Source organism: Pseudomonas sp. JDS08PS003, assembly GCF_045013505.1.
Classification (GTDB): domain Bacteria; phylum Pseudomonadota; class Gammaproteobacteria; order Pseudomonadales; family Pseudomonadaceae; genus Aquipseudomonas; species Aquipseudomonas protegens_B.
In genome coordinates this window covers 2,601,600-2,620,441 of record NZ_CP120724.1, presented here as the reverse complement: position 1 = coordinate 2,620,441, position 18,842 = coordinate 2,601,600, and the positions used below count along the sequence as shown (strand labels likewise).

The 18,842-nt window shown below is 51.9% G+C and carries 19 protein-coding genes and 1 pseudogene; 16 read left to right on the top strand and 4 right to left on the bottom strand.

Annotated features, from left to right (window positions below; all coding sequences use genetic code 11):
• The first annotated feature begins 7 nt into the window (after positions 1-7).
• The 10 genes and pseudogenes from P7C00_RS12035 (at position 8) to P7C00_RS11990 (ending at position 11,023) form a co-directional block, all read left to right on the top strand.
• Positions 8-808 (top strand): amino acid ABC transporter ATP-binding protein, encoded by an 801-nt coding sequence (locus P7C00_RS12035; protein ID WP_404939150.1) that lies wholly within the window; start codon positions 8-10, stop codon positions 806-808.
• Between the two features lie 661 nt (positions 809-1,469).
• Positions 1,470-2,396 (top strand): DUF1837 domain-containing protein, encoded by a 927-nt coding sequence (locus P7C00_RS12030; RefSeq protein ID WP_404939148.1) that lies wholly within the window; start codon positions 1,470-1,472, stop codon positions 2,394-2,396.
• 1 nt (position 2,397) lies between these two features.
• Positions 2,398-4,905: a DEAD/DEAH box helicase gene (locus P7C00_RS12025; protein WP_404939146.1), complete on the top strand. Its 2,508-nt coding sequence runs from the start codon at positions 2,398-2,400 to the stop codon at positions 4,903-4,905.
• A gap of 509 nt (positions 4,906-5,414) precedes the next feature.
• Positions 5,415-5,723, top strand: a complete 309-nt coding sequence (locus tag P7C00_RS12020; RefSeq protein ID WP_346631596.1) for a hypothetical protein — start codon at positions 5,415-5,417, stop codon at positions 5,721-5,723.
• Positions 5,724-6,321: 598 nt separating this feature from the next.
• On the top strand, positions 6,322-6,621 hold the full coding sequence (gene hxsD, locus P7C00_RS12015; RefSeq protein WP_404939960.1) for a His-Xaa-Ser system protein HxsD: 300 nt from the start codon (positions 6,322-6,324) through the stop codon (positions 6,619-6,621).
• Positions 6,618-8,105 (top strand): His-Xaa-Ser system radical SAM maturase HxsB, encoded by a 1,488-nt coding sequence (gene hxsB / locus P7C00_RS12010; RefSeq protein WP_404939144.1) that lies wholly within the window; start codon positions 6,618-6,620, stop codon positions 8,103-8,105. Before hxsD ends, hxsB begins: the two co-directional genes overlap by 4 nt.
• Before the next feature lie 5 nt (positions 8,106-8,110).
• Positions 8,111-9,340: a His-Xaa-Ser system radical SAM maturase HxsC gene (gene hxsC, locus P7C00_RS12005; protein ID WP_346631599.1), complete on the top strand. Its 1,230-nt coding sequence runs from the start codon at positions 8,111-8,113 to the stop codon at positions 9,338-9,340.
• The gene (hxsA, locus tag P7C00_RS12000) at positions 9,337-9,966 is read left to right on the top strand and encodes a His-Xaa-Ser repeat protein HxsA (RefSeq protein ID WP_346631600.1); all 630 of its coding nucleotides are present in this window, start codon (positions 9,337-9,339) and stop codon (positions 9,964-9,966) included. Before hxsC ends, hxsA begins: the two co-directional genes overlap by 4 nt.
• Positions 9,966-10,178 (top strand): annotated as a pseudogene (locus P7C00_RS11995) (hypothetical protein); the annotation flags it as partial. The gene hxsA and the pseudogene P7C00_RS11995, both read left to right, overlap by 1 nt.
• A gap of 443 nt (positions 10,179-10,621) precedes the next feature.
• Positions 10,622-11,023: a type II toxin-antitoxin system HicB family antitoxin gene (locus P7C00_RS11990; protein ID WP_404939142.1), complete on the top strand. Its 402-nt coding sequence runs from the start codon at positions 10,622-10,624 to the stop codon at positions 11,021-11,023.
• Between the two features lie 385 nt (positions 11,024-11,408).
• Here the strand turns inward: P7C00_RS11990 and P7C00_RS11985 are convergent, their stop codons facing one another.
• The 3 genes from P7C00_RS11985 to P7C00_RS11975 all read right to left on the bottom strand — a co-directional run bounded on the left by P7C00_RS11985 (position 11,409) and on the right by P7C00_RS11975 (position 13,598).
• Positions 11,409-12,377: a DUF6896 domain-containing protein gene (locus tag P7C00_RS11985; protein ID WP_404939140.1), complete on the bottom strand. Its 969-nt coding sequence runs from the start codon at positions 12,375-12,377 to the stop codon at positions 11,409-11,411.
• 442 nt (positions 12,378-12,819) lie between these two features.
• Positions 12,820-13,287 carry a hypothetical protein gene (locus P7C00_RS11980; RefSeq protein WP_404939138.1) on the bottom strand — a complete coding sequence of 156 codons (468 nt, stop codon included), beginning with the start codon at positions 13,285-13,287 and terminating at the stop codon, positions 12,820-12,822.
• 44 nt (positions 13,288-13,331) lie between these two features.
• A complete protein-coding gene (locus tag P7C00_RS11975; RefSeq protein WP_258379796.1) occupies positions 13,332-13,598 on the bottom strand; it encodes a hypothetical protein in 267 nt (88 codons plus the stop codon).
• 367 nt (positions 13,599-13,965) lie between these two features.
• Between P7C00_RS11975 and P7C00_RS11970 the strand changes: the two genes are divergently transcribed.
• Positions 13,966-14,274: a hypothetical protein gene (locus tag P7C00_RS11970; protein WP_404939136.1), complete on the top strand. Its 309-nt coding sequence runs from the start codon at positions 13,966-13,968 to the stop codon at positions 14,272-14,274.
• A 600-nt stretch (positions 14,275-14,874) separates the two neighbouring features.
• Here the strand turns inward: P7C00_RS11970 and P7C00_RS11965 are convergent.
• The gene (locus P7C00_RS11965) at positions 14,875-15,576 is read right to left on the bottom strand and encodes a hypothetical protein (protein WP_404939134.1); all 702 of its coding nucleotides are present in this window, start codon (positions 15,574-15,576) and stop codon (positions 14,875-14,877) included.
• A gap of 18 nt (positions 15,577-15,594) precedes the next feature.
• On the opposite strand from P7C00_RS11965, the gene P7C00_RS11960 reads away from it, so the two are divergent.
• From P7C00_RS11960 to P7C00_RS11940, 5 genes are all read left to right on the top strand, one after another.
• The gene (locus tag P7C00_RS11960) at positions 15,595-16,635 is read left to right on the top strand and encodes a hypothetical protein (protein WP_404939132.1); all 1,041 of its coding nucleotides are present in this window, start codon (positions 15,595-15,597) and stop codon (positions 16,633-16,635) included.
• Positions 16,636-16,788: 153 nt separating this feature from the next.
• Entirely contained in the window at positions 16,789-17,307 is a 519-nt protein-coding gene (locus P7C00_RS11955; RefSeq protein ID WP_179597146.1) for a hypothetical protein, read from the top strand.
• 97 nt (positions 17,308-17,404) lie between these two features.
• Positions 17,405-17,599, top strand: a complete 195-nt coding sequence (locus P7C00_RS11950; protein WP_375379733.1) for a hypothetical protein — start codon at positions 17,405-17,407, stop codon at positions 17,597-17,599.
• 580 nt (positions 17,600-18,179) lie between these two features.
• The gene (locus P7C00_RS11945) at positions 18,180-18,362 is read left to right on the top strand and encodes a type II toxin-antitoxin system HicA family toxin (RefSeq protein WP_306407081.1); all 183 of its coding nucleotides are present in this window, start codon (positions 18,180-18,182) and stop codon (positions 18,360-18,362) included.
• Between the two features lie 35 nt (positions 18,363-18,397).
• A complete protein-coding gene (locus P7C00_RS11940; RefSeq protein WP_346631603.1) occupies positions 18,398-18,799 on the top strand; it encodes a type II toxin-antitoxin system HicB family antitoxin in 402 nt (133 codons plus the stop codon).
• Positions 18,800-18,842: the final 43 nt, after the last annotated feature.

Below are 18,842 nucleotides of genomic sequence, written 5' to 3'. Positions count from 1 at the left end.
AACCGCCATGCAGACCCAGACCGCCCCGCTTCCCGCCGCATCCGAAGCGCCAGCCCGCCCCGCTGCCGACCCACGCGAAGTGGTGATCGATATTGCCGGGCTGAACAAGTTCTACGGCGCCTTCCACGTCCTGCACGACATCGACCTCAAAGTGCGCCAGGGCGAACGCATCGTCCTCTGCGGGCCTTCCGGCTCCGGCAAATCGACCCTGATCCGTTGCATCAACCGCCTGGAGATTGCCGAAAAAGGCCGGATCCTGGTGGACCGCACCGACCTCTCGCAAAACACCCGCGAAGCCGCCCAGGTACGCAGCCAAGTGGGCATGGTGTTCCAGCACTTCAACCTGTTCCCGCACATGAGCGTGCTGGACAACTGCACCCTGGCACCGATGACCGTGCGCGGGTTGTCGCGGAAAAAGGCTGAAGAACTGGCCCGGGGGTTTCTGGCCAAGGTGGGGATTGAGAATCAGGCGGATAAGTACCCGAGCCAGCTTTCTGGCGGGCAGCAACAACGCGTGGCGATTGCCCGAGCGTTGTGCATGGAGCCGAAGATCATGTTGTTTGATGAACCGACTTCGGCGCTGGACCCGGAGATGGTGAGTGAGGTGTTGGATGTGATGGTGAAGTTGGCGGGGAGTGGGATGACCATGTTGTGCGTGACTCATGAGATGGGGTTTGCACGGCAGGTGGCGGAGCGGGTGTTGTTTTTGGATGGGGGGCGGATTGTGGAAGATGCGCCGCCGGAGGCGTTTTTTGGGGCGCCGAAGAGTGAGAGGGCTAAGGCGTTTCTTGCGCAGATTGTGCATTGATATTGGAGGCATATCCGTTGCTGCGGTAACGGCCACTTATGGTTTCGCTCTTACAGCGAGTCACTTTGAAAAGCCCAAAGTAACCAAAGGCTCCTGCCCCTCCACTCGGTGCCTCGCCTAGGCTCGGCATGCCCGAACTCCGGCATTGATCCGTGGGCCGCCGCAATGGGCCATCCATGGCCCAGTGCGGCTAACCCGGCGTCCTGCCGGGTTACCCACGGCTCAATGCCTGCGTTCGGCCGTCGTGTCTAAGGGGGCAGGAAGATCAAAAGCCAAGGCAAGATAGCGGCCTCCCGACCACCCTAAAAATAAAGCCCCCTAACCTATAGCCGCTGCCGAAGGCTGCGAACGACAACAAAGCGAGCGCAGCGATCTCAAGAATGCCTATCTATCCGATTCAAAGCACAACCGACACCAACCTTTATCCCATCCATTAGCCCAGGCATCCGCGAACGCCAAAAGTAAGCTCGCCACCGCAATACCGGAAGCAAAAGGATTGTTCCGTCACTAAAGAAATGGGGATTTACTTGGAGTAAAGAATGATGCCACCATGATATCACTCGTAAACGATGATCCGATTTGTCCGCTAAGATACCTAGTAAACTAATCCGTCATTACAAAAAATAGCTCGACGACAGAAGCGCCAAATGAGAGACAAGGAATGGTCAATCTAAAAGATATAAATAAATTTATCGCCGTTGACATTGAAGATTACAAACACTGCCTAGACTCCGTTGAGCATACACAGACCATTAAAGGCTTAAATGCAAAACTAAGATTTCATCATTTAAAGTTTGATGGCAACGGTCGACCAATGTCCAAAGCTCTCGCGGAGCTTTTATATCAATACATCATTCACTATTGCATTGCCGCTAAAAACAGGCCTTCAGCTATCACTGCAAAAGAGTCTGCACAATTAATAAAGGAAGCACGCAAGCTATTTCGTCACCCGGACATCACAGATGATAGTCCAGACAAAACAGGTGAAGCCGGAGAAACACTGTTATTCTTTCTAATGGAGTCAATAATACAGGCCCCACAAATAGTCTCTAAAATGGAGCTAAAAACCAACAGAAAGCTTGAGGCAAATGGGTCCGACGGCATCCATGCAAGATGGAATGAAGAAGATGAAATCGTAGACTTTTATTTTGGCGAATCAAAGTTATACCAAAAGATAGATGACGCGATCATATCTGCTTTGAAAAGCATTGAAAGCTTTCATTTAGATGAAATCTATAAGCACGAATTTACGATGATAACCAAGCATTTCAAATATGCAGAGCCAGAGGTTCAAAAAGCTGTCACCGAACATATAAAACTGGGTGAGCCTGGACCTGGGGCTAGAATAAATCATGCCTGCCTAATTGGGTACAACTGGGACGCCTATGACAACAAGAACAACAAAAGCAGTAGAGAACTTGCTCAGGAGTTCAAAGAAAGGCTAATTCTCGAAACCCCAATAATTGCAACACAACTAGATAAAAAGCTAGAAAATTTCTCAAGAAAGCATCTTTGCCTAGAAGTGTTTTTTATTCCTTTTCCCTCAGTGCAAAATTTCAGAAACGAATTCAACGAAGCCTTAGATTGATATGGATATTAATACACAAGACTTTCAGAATGACATCAAAAAACTTTTCATCTATAGCACTCTGCACTTACTCCCTGCCCATACAGAGGCAAAGAAAATATCTTCAATTGAGTCCAAAAGACTTATTGGTATCGCATCAATCCTATCCATATCTGACATACCTGATGAACTATCACTTGCATATGAAATAATTAGCAGACTGATAGAATGCGATTCAGACAACAAAGAAGACATAGCTAAAGCTGCGGACATTATTCTTTCGAGAATTGGTAATTTCCCAGGGCGAGAGCTTCTGAGAAAACGTTATAAAATTCTTGATAGCTTTTCACCGGCGATAACTCTTTCACTGGAGAGACTAGCAAGAGAGATTGAAAACACTACGGAGGAAGGCATAACTCTAACCGACTTCCAACATAGATTCTATACTAACCTTGAAAAACAGAAGTCACTGAGTATTTCAGCCCCAACTTCAGCAGGAAAGTCCTTCATACTCAACCTCGACTTAATTAGGCGCCTCGAATCCGGAAAAGAACAGAACATAGTATATATAGTTCCCACAAGAGCATTAATTTCCGAGGTCTCAGCCCGAATAAGAAAGACCATAAAAGCTAGAGAAATTATCGGCGCAATAGTAAGAACCGCCCCATTCCCTACGAAAGACAGTGCTCAGATAAAAAACATTATCTATGTTCTAACCCCTGAGCGTCTACTAAGCCTTCTCAAACCTGAAAACAACACAAAGAAAATAACTTCAATATTCATTGATGAAGCCCACGAGATCCAGAAAGGCAATAGAGGAATAGTACTGCAGAGCGCCGTCGACCTTGCATTGAGTCTACACCCGAGTACATCAGTTCTATTTGCGAGCCCTCTTGTAAGTAATCCAGGCTATTTCTTAAGCTTATTTGGAAGGCAAGATGAAGGGTTTTTCTTTACAGAAACCATATCCCCCGTCTCTCAAAACCTACTACTGATATCCGAAGTAAAAAATCAGCCAACCAAAATTAACACATCACTATTGGCTGCAAATAGAACCATCGACTTAGGAATAACACCAATAAGTTTTAAATTCAGAGGTTCAAAACATGAACAAAGAGCAAGATTAGCAAATGAAATAACTTTAAATTCCGAGTCCACCATTATTTTTGCCAATGGCCCCGGTGAAGCCGAGACCGTTGCGGAAGAGTTGCTTGAGATAAACAGAGACTATACCGCCTCAGATGAAGTCAAAGACTTTATTAACTTTATACGCACCGAGGTACACGAAGAATATCCTTTGGCAAAAACTCTAGAGCATGGAGTTGCCGTGCATTATGGTGACATGCCTTCAATTGTTCGGTCAGGTGTCGAAGAACTATTTAAATCAGCGGAGATACGCTTCCTATGCTGTACAAGCACACTGCTTCAAGGAGTCAACCTACCAGCAAAGCACATCGTAATTGAGAATCCATATAGCGGAAACAATCCAATGTCGAGGTCAGACTTTCTCAACTTATCTGGCAGAGCAGGCAGGCTTCTACAAGAATTTCATGGAAATATCTGGTGCATAAGACCGAGCGAATGGAACGAGGAATCTTACACTGGTGAAAAACTACAGGAAATTAAATCGTCAATGTCCAAACTAATGGACGACGGCGGAAAGATTATCGAAGAGTTAATTTCAGGAAAAATCGGGGAAGAACATAAGAATCTCGCCGAAGCCGGATTCAGTCGGCTTTACCAAGAAGTCAAAACCCTTGGAGAGGAAGAAGTACTTTTAAAGTACGGAACAAAAGAGAACTCTGAAACCTTAGCAAAAAACCTAGAACACGTACGCAATATATCTATAACACTGCCTCAAAAGATACTAGACTCGCATAGCAGCCTAAGGCCTGACCACCTACAAAGCTTATATGATAAACTTTTCAGCGCAGTTTATACGGATGAATTTTCTTTAATAAATCCTTTTCTGAAAGGAGGATATGAAAGAATGACCAACGCCATAAACATCATATCTGAAATCTTCGGATGGGCTGAAAACCAAAAATTTAGAAACTCTATAATTTATATATCTCACCAATGGGCAACAGGAACAGCTATATCCACCCTCATAAGGGACCGCGTCAACTATGTCAAAAGAGAAAACGAGTCATCAAATACATCAACAATAATCAGAGCCTTACTAAAACTAATTGAAACACAGGTAAGATTCAAACTTGTAAAATATTTTAGCGCCTTTGAAGACATAATAAAACACTGCCTAATTGAGAAAGGCTTTAGTGAAGATAATGCAAAACAAGCTCCATATCATACATTTCTCGAATTTGGCTCATGCTCTCCTATTGAGCTAAGTTTGATGTCGCTAGGCTTTTCAAGATTCACGGCATTGCGCTTAAAAAATGCCGTTAACTGGGGCGAAACGGAAGAGATAGAAGATTATCTTCTTACACTTTCAAAAATAAACATCTCCAATCTAAAAATGCCTAAAATTTGCATTAAAGAAATAAACGATATTCTTGGCCAACAATAGATACCTCTAAAACCATCCAAACCACTGCGAGTGCACAAAGTGAGTATTTTTTTCTGGAAAAACGCTACCCCATTAATGTGAATACCTTTGAGGAAGCCCCAATTTAGCTACAGATTTTATTTAAAATGCTTGTTTACGATTGGCCGCTTTTAGTTTTCGATTCAACTCAAAGCGGCCGATTAGATGCGAGACAGCTCATAATGCTAGGACACACCCACTCAAACATCCCTCCAATACACGGTTGCACCTCTCACGTCCCCCCCCTATAGTTCGCCCTCGCGGCAAAATCCGCGAACGACCTTGGCCGGTCGAATTACAACGACGCATCAGCGTCCAAAACACCATTGCAGACGCTTTTTTTGTGCCTGCGATTCTGTGTTATGGCGGCTGTGTGCGGGACACCTTCGGGTGTGCCGGTGTCGTTGTAACCGGTCGGCCAACCCTCGCACAGCTGCCACCCTCAATTTGCTTGGCCGCAAACGGTGGAAGCTCTACAACGAGTAACGACCATGGACGATCAATCGATTTCCCGCTTCTCCCCCGTCGACACCCACGACGCCAACCAAGCCGTTTTCTACCTCGACACCCAAGCCTCCCTGAGCGATCTGGCCAGCAGCGCGGCCCATCGTTTCACCGTGGTGCGGGATCTGATGGACACCCTGTCCACGCTTAACCTGAAAGACATTGCCGACTGCGATCTGACGCGGGTCACCCGAGGGGTGCATCTGCTCACCCGGGAGGGTTGCGCGGTGCTGGAGGTGATTCAGTGGCGAACAGCGCAAGAGGCCTGCACGCCATTGAACTCAACAAGCGCGTAAAACGCGCTTGGCTTTGCCCCAGCCGTTGATCTGCTTTGGCTTTGGCCTTTGATCTTGCTTTGGCTTTTGATCTGCCTGCCCCTTCAGGAGGCCGAACGCAGGCGTTGCGTAGGGGGCAGCTCGGCATGGATGCCGAGCTAGCCGCCCCAGGCCATGGATGGCCTGTGGCGGCGTGCCCCCGGAGCAATGCCGGAGCGAGGGAACGCCGAGCCTAGGCGAGGCGCCGGATGCGGGGGCAGGAGCCCTTTGGTTACTTTGGGGCTTTTCCAAAGTGACCCGCTGTAAGAGCGGAACCGCCAGTGGCCGCGACCGCAGCAACGGATATGTACGCCAAGCGCCCCCAAGTGCACGCGGTAAGAAGGTAACTCCGCGTCATCGTTGACGAGTTTTGCTGGCAGCCGACACCCACAGGGAAATCGCTGATTTGACAGCTGCCGTTCGCAAGACCGCCTGGCCGGGACTTCATTAAATCCAATCGATTGCAGTCAAGAACACGAGCACAGAAATATTTTAAAGAAAGCTGCGACGAATGATGGCCAATCGCCCAGGAACTCGGCAAAATCCGCACACTCTTCAGGGTTTTCAAGGATTGATGTTGATGACATGGCCAGTCACTCTGCACCTCAGCGACACCGCATACCCTCTCAGCGCAGCACAAAGAACCGCCTATAGCTTGGCCGCTGAATTGGCTATTCAGATCACTCCTGAGCCTGGTTTTATCAACCTCACGATCTACCCTTCCAGCGCCCAAACAGCCCTCTCTATTGATCACGTACGGGCGCTAGTTCTCCAGCATCTGAATGACTTTGCTTTACGTGACCACATCCATAGTGAAACGGCTGGATTGCGAGAAGTCTTGGCACGTGCCGCACTCACTGGATGTGGGTTGCCTCAATGACCTTGATAGCCACCGAAACCCAAGGTTATCGCCTCCTGCCATTTCGCTTCATGCGTATGAGTTCAGGGAATGAACGGGATATTTTGCTTACTTCGGAAACAGGCGAGTACCTCCATGTCACCGATCTACAACTTCGAGATCTAAGTTTTAAGCGCGTACAGCCAGGAACCTCTCTATACAAGGATCTACTCGCTCGTCATTTTATTTACGAGCCAGATCAACACGATCCAATTCCGGAGATGGCGGCGCAGTACCGCAGTCGGAAAGACTTCCTCCTGCAAGGTCCTGCATTACACCTGTTTGTGGTGACTCTGCGTTGCAACCATACATGTCAGTATTGCCAAGTATCACGTGCACCTTTAGGTGGCTCTGGACATGACCTTTCCGAAGCAGATGCACGTGCTGCCGTAGACCGCATGTTCGAGTCGAACGCCCGAGCCCTCACGGTAGAGTTCCAAGGTGGCGAACCTCTATTGGCCTTTGAACGCGTCCGCCAGATCATCGAATGGATAGTGGAACGGAACGTCGTGGAACAGCGCGATATCCAATTCGTCATCACAACCACACTCCATCACTTGACCGAAGAAGTTCTCGTCTTCGCCAAGAAGCATCACATCCAGTTTTCTACTTCGCTCGATGGACCGGCGTCATTACACAACGCTAACCGCCCCACTCCCTCCCGAGACTCTTATGAACGAACCCTCGACGGCATTCGTCGCGTCCGCGAATACCTAGGCCATGAAGCTGTCTCGGCTCTAACGACGTTAACAGCGAGGAGCCTTGAGCAACCAAGAGCGATCATCGACGAGTATGTAGCCCAGGGGTTTTCCAGTATCTCCCTTCGCCCCTTAAGCCCCTACGGTTTCGCCTCGAAGGGTACACAACGGCTGGACTACTCGATGGAACGTTATTTGGCGTTCTACAAGGAAGCGCTGGCTTACCTGCTGGAAATCAATCAACAAGGTGTGTACTTATCAGAGAGCTACGCAAGTCTACTGTTAAAGAACATCCTGACGCCTTTCTCATCTGGCTATGTCGATCTGCGCTCACCTGCCGGTGCCGGCACCGCAGCCTTGGTTTATAACTACGATGGCTACGTATACCCATCTGACGAAGCAAGAATGCTGTTGGAAATGGGCGAGGATGGTTTGCGTTTAGGCAGCGTGCATCAGCCGTTAGCCGAGCTACTACGCTCACCAGTCATGGAAGCATTGCTAGCAAGTGGTGTTGCCGAAACACTACCGGGCTGCGTGGATTGCGCACTCGTCCCCTATTGCGGCGCCGACCCTGTGGAACACTTCGCACGCCAAGGCGATCCGATTGGTCACCGTGCCTTCAGTAGCTTCTGTAAGAAAAATCTAGGACTACTTCAACATCTATTCGAACTATTGAGAGATGGCGGCGATGATATCCAACGCGTCTTGCTTTCCTGGCTAAATCGTCGCGCCTACTCCGAAGTCCTCTTCCCTGGGTATCGAGGGTAGGAACGATGCTAAGAAAAGATACCCATTTCGAGATCCAGCATCTAATTGAACCTAAGTTGCTGAAGGTCGTCACCGTAGACGAGTTCATTGAACAAGGCGTATCCATCTGCGCTGGGGACGTGAGCTTCGACGATCTAATACTGTGGCTGCCAGATGCCGAGCTTCAACGTAACCCGCACTTACTATCATTACCCGTTGGAGGCTTCCTTACTCCGGAACAACTTAGCGGGAGTGCAGAGGTCGGCAAGCTGCGACTTCACTCCCCAAAAGATCCAGATGTCGTTCGCCCTGGTGACGTAATTGCCATAACACCCGGAAGCCCGATCGTCCGAGTTCTCTATCGACGCGGCTCCGACAGTAACCTGCTGTTCATGACTGATCGTTGCAACAGCCTCTGCTTGATGTGCTCCCAACCACCTAAGGATATTGATGATCGTTGGCACATTGAGGAGAACCTTCGTCTGATCGATCTAATGGATCCTGGCGAGGAGAACCTAGGCATCAGCGGCGGGGAGCCCACGCTCTACCGCGATGGTTTGTTGGAAATCTTAGCCAAGTGCAAAACTGTGCTTCGACAAAAGTCTATTCATGTATTGAGCAATGGCCGGCTGTTCAAGGATCCGAGTTGGATCGAGTCACTTGCTCATATCCAGCATCCGCAACTAAGTTGGGGCATCCCGCTGTATGCCGACAACGCAAGAGATCATGACCACGTAGTGCAGGCGCCAGGGGCCTTCAGCGAAACACTCCAAGGGCTGTACAACCTCGCTCGAGCCAACCAGATCATCGAGATTCGCGTCGTCCTCAACCGACTGACCACGCCACGACTTCCAGAGCTCGCTCACTACATTTTCCGTAATTTGCCCTTCGTACGACATATTGCACTGATGGGTATAGAGAGTACTGGCTTAGCCCGAAAGCATTATGAGGAGCTGTGGATTGATCCTCTGGATTACCAAGAGTCGCTAAGTCAGGCCATTTACTTTCTGCACAACCGAGGATTACCGGTCTCAATCTATAACCTCCCTCTGTGCCTGGTACCTGCGCATCTCTCACGCTTTGCACGCCAGAGCATCTCAGACTGGAAGAATCTGTTCATCGACACCTGCCAACAATGCGCCGCAGCTCATCAATGCTCGGGCTTTTTCAAATCTCATACCGCGCGCTGGCAAAGCCGTGGGATAAAACAACTATCAACTGAGGCATTCAATGCCTACGCAAGGAGCGCACAGTGAAACTGCTTGATCGCTGGAAAATCCTGATTGGGGGCATGACCCTGTTGCCGGTCGCGAGTATCAACCTTGCCCAGGCCAACCCAATGCCACTTGCCGATACAAATTGGGAGCCACGGGAGAAGAGTCAGCCACCAGTCTTTGCCGACACGCTCAATGCCCCTGATGCGACCAATATGTACGCAGCTCACCGCTCGCATAGTTCACACCGCTCGCACAGCTCCCATAGCTCTCATTACAGTGGATCAAGTGGCTATAGCGCGCCTCGCTACTACAACCCTCCTGCCACGAGCACTCGCAGCTACAACACACCAAGCAGCTCGAATTACGGCTCAAACAGCTCTTCCGGCTCATCAACCAGCAGCTCTTTTTACCAATCATCTGGTACATCGACAGGCTCGACCTCAACGACTACTCGAACACGACCTAGCGAAGTACAGAAAAGCAACCTGGTCATACGAGTGCAAACGGCCTTAATGGTGCGCAGGTACTACCAAGGAGCAATCGATGGCGTGATGGGCAAAGGGACTCGAGGAGCGCTGATGTCGTTTCAAACGGACAACGGCCTGACCGTAAACGGACAGATGGACACACCAACATTAAACGCATTGGGCATTCGCATTCCTTAGTTACTAGCAGCGCGGCCCATCGTTTCACCGTGGTGCGGGATCTAATGGAAACGCTGTCCACGCTTAACCTGAAAGACATTGCCGACTGCGACCTGACGCGGGTTACCCGTGGAGTGCACCTGCTCACCCGGGAGGGTTGCGCGGTACTGGAGGTGATTCAGTGGCGAACGGAGCAAGAGTCCTGCACGCCATTGAACTCAACAAGCGCGTAAAACGCGCTTTGCTTTGGCTTTTGCTCTTGCTCTGCCTGCCTCTTCAGAAGGCCGAACGCAGGCGTTGCGCAGGGGGCAGCTCGGCATGGATGCCGAGCTAGCCGCCATCAGGACATGGATGGCCTGTGGCGTCGGGCCCCCGGAGCAATGCCGGAGAGAGGGAACGCCGAGCCTAGGCGAGGCGCCGGATGCAGGGGCAGAGAGCCTTTGGTTACTTTGGGCTCCATCCAAAGTGACCCGCTGTAAGAGCGGAACCCTAAGTGGCCGTGACCGCAGCAACGGATATGTACACAAAACCGTATGCAGCCAGGTGAAAAGCATCGGCAGGTTTGGCGAGGACTGCGTCCTCGTGCGCAGCCTCGCTGCGCTCGACAGCGGCTACAGGTTTCGACGGTCAGGGCCATCAGGAAACTGGCTGGACTGATCTAGCCCTTCAGATCCCCATGCACTATCCCCTCTGCATCGAATGGAGCAACGAACACACCGCCACCGGCATCCAGATTCCCGACATCCCCGGCGCCGTCACCGCCGGCGACACCTTCGAGACCGCCTACAGCGCCGCCATCGAGATCGCCCACTTCATGCTCGAAGAACGGGCCTGTGCAGGGCAAGCCATTCCCCTGCCCTCACCCACGAGCAAGCACCGCGCCAACCCCGATTTCGCGGGCATGGGCTGGGGCATGCTGGACATCGACATCACGCCGTACCTAGGCAAGACCGAGAAGGTCAACGTCACCCTGCCAGGTTATGTGATTCAGCAAATCGACCGCTTTGTCCGTGAGCACAACATCAAGAGCCGGTCGTCCTTCCTGGCCGATGCCGCGCTGGAAAAACTCGGGCGCTGAAAGCGGCTCTGAAGGGCAGACGGCGCCACGTTCCGCTTGTCAGCCGGATCAATGCATGTCTTCCTGGCCCTTTCGCCGGCAAGCCGGCTCCTACGAAAAGCGCATAGCATGCGCTTGGTTTTTGCTTTGGCTTTTGATCTGCCTGCCCCTCTCCTCAGAGCCTCGCCTAGGCTCGACATACCCGCACTTCAGTATTGATCCGTGAGCGCCGTCGAAATACTACAGAAAACGCCATCCACCTACCGCGCTATCAGGATGGTGAAAAACAATGACAATTCCCCCCATAATTGTAGTGTTTGCGCGAAACCCGTTTGAGATCAAAATCGAACAGTGACTGGGACAGTCAAATCAAGACCTTGTTTGCTTTTCACGAAATCACGATCTTTCATTTACTCTTCTGGCCAAATTCACCCTCGCTTCGCCGCTCATTTAATATGTAATGACACTCGCAAAACACTCGATAGTCAGAAAAAAAAGATTTGAGATCTCTGTGAATTGATCGCGCCCAAGAAAGACGGTCTACCTCGGGCGAGAGAAACGCTAACGTGTCGTCAGTATTAGCACGCATATGAAATACGTTATTTCGAAATTTACGCAAATCATGGTAATGCTTTTTAATCGAGCTACTAAGCTGATTACATTTAGGAACTAGCTCTTGATACTCAACTGGCCTTTCATTATTAAGCAGCAAGTACATACCGAGATCTTTATAACCTTCGCATGTCACGGCTAAAAAACCCAGCCAGGAGGTCATGTATATTCTGAAATTTATTTCATCATGCCTGCTTAGCTTTTTATTTTTATCCCACTTGCTGACCATCGAATCATAGTGTTTCAGCATCAGCTCAGCTGCATAGAAATAGTGAACTTGGAGAGTTAGAACCTTGTCCTGTTCTCTATGAGGAAGCAAGTCCCCTTCACTCCTACTATCAATGCTTGAAACATATTCCACAGGCTGATTCGCAATGCGATACAAATTGGTAGCCATGGGGACTATAAAGTTCTTGTTTACAGCTTCACCAAAGCACTCGTAGAGATCGTCATCTGTCGCAAAACCGTAGCTCTCCTGCCTCTGCTTGGCAAAACTTGAAAGACGCCAAGCGTCCAGCCCAGAAATTTCCCCGAGTCTGCCAAAATCAAAATCCACACCACCGTCTGGTAGTTCCACCCTGCATCCATTTCCGTGCTTAAAGTAATCAATATTGTCATTCAAACTAGAGAGATGCGATAGATCAGTAGCAATCCACTCGCTAGAGGTGTGAGGAAGGGTGACCCCCGATTTCTGCATTAATGTCAAAGCTGTCCGAACAGCTTGTAAGTAGTCGCTTATTAAACTGGAAAGTCGCTTATCCATAAGGCCTCGAAGCAAAAAAGTTCATTTAAGGGGGATCGATATAGCGCGAGGCAGCATAGTGTACTATCCCTTATCCCACTCGCCAGATGTTCTTGACTGGCGTATCTGAGCTGCCGGGTAGGTAGGCAACACTTACTCATATGGAGCCGAAGAGCGAGAAGCAGGCAGGGCAAATGCTCTATCATAGCCAAGAGCCAAATGAGAGTCAGAGGCTGTTTTCGCGAAGCTACCTGTAAAACGAGCAATGAATGCAGCCACGTCTACATCTCACAGTTCGCTCGCGAGTTAATTGGCGCGACTGGAAAATCACCGTTATATGGCCGATTGCCGCCCGTCATCACAAGTTAAAATCAACCATTTTGGCTGGGTGGGTAATGCTGGTGCTTTCAGTGATCAGCTGAAATCTCTGCAGCACATCTAACACTAGACACGATGATAAAGCTTAGCCTTTCAAATCATCTTTCAAATCATCCAGAGCATCAACTATTGCATCATCACTATCCGCCATCGACTCTTGCATATCTTGAGAAATTTTTTTCTGGACCTTCAATACCTTTTCTGCCAACGCCCGTCCTTCTTTGGAGCCAAGGATAATAGCCATGGCTTGCTCTGGGTATTTATTGGCACGGATCATCAATTCGAGTTCATCGTTGTCAAAGTGATCGGCATAAATATCAACCATTTGGCTTTTCAGTCCATCCGGGTCGATCTTGTCTCGTACCACGTTACGAATCTGTTCCCGCCCCAACATCGGGTAACGAGAAGCATATCCAGCCGATGCAATTTCCACGATGGTACTGTACTGCTTGTCCAAACCACTGGTCTCAATCAACTCCTCTGCCTTGTCATTACTGGAACCGCAGCCTACTAGCGCTACTACTAACAACACAGCTAGAGTTAACTTCCCCATGCACATGAGCATCTATCCTTGGTCAGTTTGAAGGTACGGACTGTTTAGCGACGATTCAAATGGATCGCGCCGATGACCACGAGTAGGACAATGAGGCCGATAAATGTACCGAAAGCGGGAAACATTGCAGCCGGCCAAAACAAGCCTCTGCCCAAGTTGTAGGCAAAACTAGCGTGGGAGTAGGAGCTGAACAACCAAGAATAAAGAGTGTAGATCAGGCCAATAACCAGATAACCAGAAATTAGCTTTCCTTTGAGTGTCATGAAGTCTTCCTTGTGGATGTGAAGCTGCAGATAAATTTTCTGCAACATACTATCTCGGTGAGATCATTTCAATATCACAGCAGCAAGTGGCGAATCACAACTTAACTACATACCGGCTGCAACCATTGCCATTGCAACAACACAACCACTCAAACATCAGTAAAAACATACGGTTACATCTCTCTAGTCGCCACTATGGTCCTCCCCTCGCAGCAACATCCGCGACGACCTTGGCCGGTCGAATTACAACGCAGCATCAGCGTCCACAACACTTTTGCAGTCGCCTATCCGGTGCCCGCGACAAGATGTTATGACGGCTGTGCGCGGTGATTCTCCGGTCGTCATAGGCGCACAGCGGTCATTTTCTTCGTCGTCGGCAACTCAGGTGATTGCTCCCTGCACAGGAGCTGTACCGATGATTGACCAGCCACTCTCGCGTTTTACCGCCGTCGACACCCACGACACCAACCAAGCCGTTTTCTACCTCGACACCCAAGCCTCTCTGAGCGATCTGGCCAGCAGTGCGGCCCATCGTTTCACCGTGGTGCGGGATCTGATGGACACGCTGTCCACCCTTAACCTGAAAGACATTGCCGACTGCGACCTGACGCGGGTCACCCGAGGGGTGCATCTGCTCACCCGGGAGGGTTGCGCGGTGCTGGAGGTGATTCAGTGGCGAACAGCGCAAGAGGCCTGCACGCCATTGAACTCAACAAGCGCGTAAAACGCGCTTGGTTTTGCTTTGGCCTTTGATCTGGCTTTGGCTTTGGCTTTGGCTTTGGCTTTTGATCTTCCTGCCCCCTTAACCACGATGGCCGAACGCAGGCATTGAGCCGTGGGTAACCCGGCAGGACGCCGGGTTAGCCGCCCCAGGCCATGGATGGCCTGTGGCGGCGGCCCACGGATCAATGCCGGAGTTCGGGCATGCCGAGCCTAGGCGAGGCACCGAGTGGAGGGGCAGGAGCCCTTTGGTTACTTTGGGGCTTTTCCAAAGTGACTCGCTGTAAGAGCGAAACCATAAGTGGCCGTAACCGCAGCAACGGATATGTACACAAAACCGTATGCAGCCAGGTGAAAAGCATCGGCAGGTTTGGCGAGGACTGCGTCCTCGTGCGCAGCCTCACTGCGCTCGACAGCGGCTACAGGTTTCGAATGATGAGAGGCAGTGATCAACAAGCAGCTCATTCAACCGCGACACTGTACTCATCAACTACCCTCGCCCCTTGAAACTATGGGCCCATAACCAGGACCCTATTTGCAGCTATGCGCATGAGTATCGAAAGTAACGCAGCATCACCGAGCACCAAGGCTTTTCGCACAAAGCCTAGGGAAAGCGGACGCTCGGTCCAGAGGCCGCTGCCGACATAACCGCGTTACGCACGGGCAAAGGGGCTTGCTCGGGATGTTGCTGCAAAAAATGCCTGATCGCTTGATCCTGGCGATCCACCACGCATACGTTCACGTTAGGGCTAGGGACGGTACATTCGCCAAGCGCGAGGACCCCGCAATTCAATACACCGTACACCGCAGCCGGTTGCGCGACGGCCGAGCAGCCGTAGACCATCTCGCCAAGGTAATTGAGCTGCCCTTGGGTGACGGTAAAACGCAGCGGTTTGGAGTAAGCCCCCATGGCCCCGCGACGGTGACCCAGGCGGCTCACTTCATAGTCACCGGCAGGTAGCCATGCCGAGTAGTCATCCTTGGGTCCCCAGCCATAAGTCTTGCCGCTCTTGATATCGCGAAATTCAAGGTAGGTTCCGTAGGGGCCGCCTTCCAGCAGCGCGCCGACCACTAGGCCCGCGTTTTGCGCGTTATATACGGGTGAATTCAAGGCCATTTCAGCTGGCATTGACGAACAACCGGCCAGTAATCCGATCAGGCCAATTGCAAAGATGTTGCGCGAGCCAAACATTCCGCTACCTCGGTGGGAGACAAAGAAAATCCCCAGAAAATTCAGGGACGACAGGCGCGCTGGACGGCGGCGACTGCCTTCTTTAGCATGATGGCCTTTCGCCCACTCGTGCATCAAGGACGATCTATCAACATGTTGTGTTTTTCCCAATGGCGCGTGCGTGGCGCTGTAAGCATTGCCGCGCTGGTACTTGGCGGGTGCAGTTTCAACGGCACCTACCCGGACGCCAGTGCACCCGATGCGGCGAAGCTGCGCTTTATCAGCAGCAGTGACAGCTCGACGCTCGACTTGTTCGATGCCGAACACTGCGGCGGCCAAACCACGGGGCTGCTCAATAACCTGTTCAGCGCCAATACCCGGCGACGGGCAGCCATGAGTGCCGCTGCACCCGAGGATGCCAAGGCCTACTTGGAAGTGCGGCTGCAACCGGGCCATGAGCTATTCGCGCGAGCCAATACCTTGAGCACCGGCAGCGTGTGCACCGTGGGGTTCAACTTCACCCCGCAGAGCGGCGGCGAGTACGAAGCGGACTTCCGCCAAGTAGGTCGCACTTGCCAGGTCACCCTTAGCCGTCTGCGCCAGATCAATGGCAAGACTGTGCGTTCGCCGATCGTGCTGACCAAGAAAGGCCTGCCCGCCTGCGCCGGCCACAACCCTATTTTCCCCAAGCCCACCGAAGCACAACCGCAGTCAGCGGAGCGTGCAGCGCTGATCGCGCAGATCGTCGACGCGAGTGTTATCGCGAAAATGAAGCCCGACGCCGAGGATTCCCCTTCGGTCCAGAAAACACTGCTCGACAAATCCATAGCGGAACGCAAACGGCGCCTCGACTTCAGCCTGCCCGATGCCTATTGGACTGAATATCAGCAGAACCTGGAGCAGTTCGCCAAAGAGATGAGTGGCACCAAGGCCCGTTCATTGCAGTTGTACAAGGATTACTACACCAACCGCCTGGGCCTGCTCGACACCCCGGCGATCAAGGAACTGCTACCCGACAGCGAAGCGGCCGACCGTAGCAAGGCAATGTCGACCAATAATGAAATGCTGGAGTACTACTACCGAGCCCAGCAAGCACTGCTGAAGGAAACGCTGAGCGCACATCAGGCACGCATGGCCGATCTGGATCAGCGCTTTGAGGTGTGCAAGCGTTTCGCGGCCTGCTGGCAACGTTGAAGCGGAGTGCGGCTTGAAAATACTGGCCGACGCACGTACGCCGCCTTAGCCCTGACTGTAGTCGTCTAATGAAGCCGGACACTCAATTAGGCGAGAATGCTCGCTGGATGGAGGTGTCTGATGCCGATCTGTTCCCACATCAATAAGTAAATTATGAAACCTCTTTACCTGTGTTCAATTCTGCTGCTTGCAGGCTGTGCCCCAGTGCCGAAATACCTTGTGCCTGCAGGGGCGCCTCAGGCACTTATCCGCAGCGAATTGGTGTCGATGGAGAATCATCGAAACCACGTGTCTTTGGTCGAAGCGCCTGCCATCAGTTGCAAATACGGCAGAGCCGTGGCGACTGGGCAGGGTGGACAGGGACGGCAACTGGTTTCCGTTTACAAGAACGTATCGACACCAGAAGGCTTTTTCCCGATTGAAGCCGGCAAGCCGCTGCACCTGATAATGCGCGGCATGGCCAACGCCAATCGCTCGTGCAACGTAGCGTTCGTCAGCGAATTTACGCCGGGCGCACGTTACGTAATCAAAGGAGGAATTGTCGACAACCCGGGCGCGCTGAGCGGTTGTTACATTGACATATTCAATGTCGACTCGGGCGCACGCGTCCCCATGGCCAATGCGTCGAAAATCGACCGCAATTGTGCGTTGGACCGGCTTCCGGCGCTTTAGTGGGAAACTGCACACTACCTAAACACCCTTTTGCGTTGCATGTGACCGGGTTGACCAGACACTCTCACGCTTTACCGCCGTCGATACCCAAGCCTTCCTGAACGACCTGACCAGCAGTGCGGCCCATCGTTTCACCGTGGTGCGGGATCTGATGGACACGCTGTCCACACTTAACCTGAAAGACATTGCCGACTGCGATCTGATGCGGGTCACCCGAGGGTTGCATTTGCTCACCCGGGAAGGTTGCGCGGTGCTGGAGGTGATTCAGTGGCAAACAGCGCAAGAGCGCTGAACGCCATTGAACTCAACCAGCGCGTAAAACGCGCTTGGCTTTGCCCCAGCCGTTGATCTTGCTTTGGCTTTTGATCTTGCTCTTGATCTGCCTGCCCCTTCAGGAGGCCGAACGCAGGCGTTGCGTAGGGGGCAGCTCGGCATGGATGCCGAGCTAGCCGCCATCAGGCCATGGATGGCCTGTGGCGGCGGGCCCCCGGAGCAATGCCGGAGAGAGGGAACGCCGAGCCTTAGCGAGGTGCCGGATGCGGGGGCAAGACCTTTTGGTTCCTTTTGGGGCGACTGCCAAAAGGGACTCGCTGTAAGAGCGAAACCGCCAGTGGCGGCACCCGCAGTAACGGATATGTACACAGCCCCTCGCCGTAAGGACGAAGCCGCCAGCGGCCGTAACCGCAGCAACGGATATATCCCCCAAAGTACAGCGTCGAAGGTAACCCCGCGTCATCGTTCAGGCCCATCACAACAGACTCCCTCCTCGCTAAACGACATGTCCCGATACATAACTCCAGACACACAATTCAACCTGCGTTACTATGCGCCTGGAGTTATAAAGCATCTCTCACCCCGATAAGGAGATGGAGGTGCAAAGCAGACAGTTGATCAAGGAGCTTGAAGCCGCTGGCTGGGTGCTGGAGCGAGTCACCGGAAGCCATCATCTGTTCAAGCATCCTTACAGGCCCAACACCGTTCCGGTGCCTCACCCGAAGAAGGATCTGCCACGGGGTACGGTCAGGACCATCAGAAAACTGGCTGAACTGATCTAGCTCCCACCACCTTCGCACCTATTGAGGAGATCCCCGTGCAATATCCCATCTGCATCGAATGGGGCGACGAACACGCCGCCACCGGTATCCAGATTCCTGATATTCCCGGCGCAGTCACCGCCGGCGACACCTTCGAAACCGCCTACAGCGCGGCCATCGAGATTGCCCACGTCATGCTCGAAGAGCTGGCCCGAGCGGGGCACGCCATTCCCCTGCCCTCTCCCACCCGCAAGCACCGCGCCAACCCCGATTTCGAGGGCATGGGCTGGGGCATGCTGGATATCGATATCGCGCCTTATCTGGGCAAGACCGAGAAGGTCAACGTGACCCTGCCGGGTTATGTCATCCAGCAAATCGACCGCTTTGTCCGCGAGCACAACATCAAGAGCCGGTCGTCTTTCCTGGCCGATGCCGCGCTGGAAAAGCTCGGGCGCTGAAAGCGGCTGCAGAGGGCAGGCCGAGCGATGTGAGGGCGGTTGT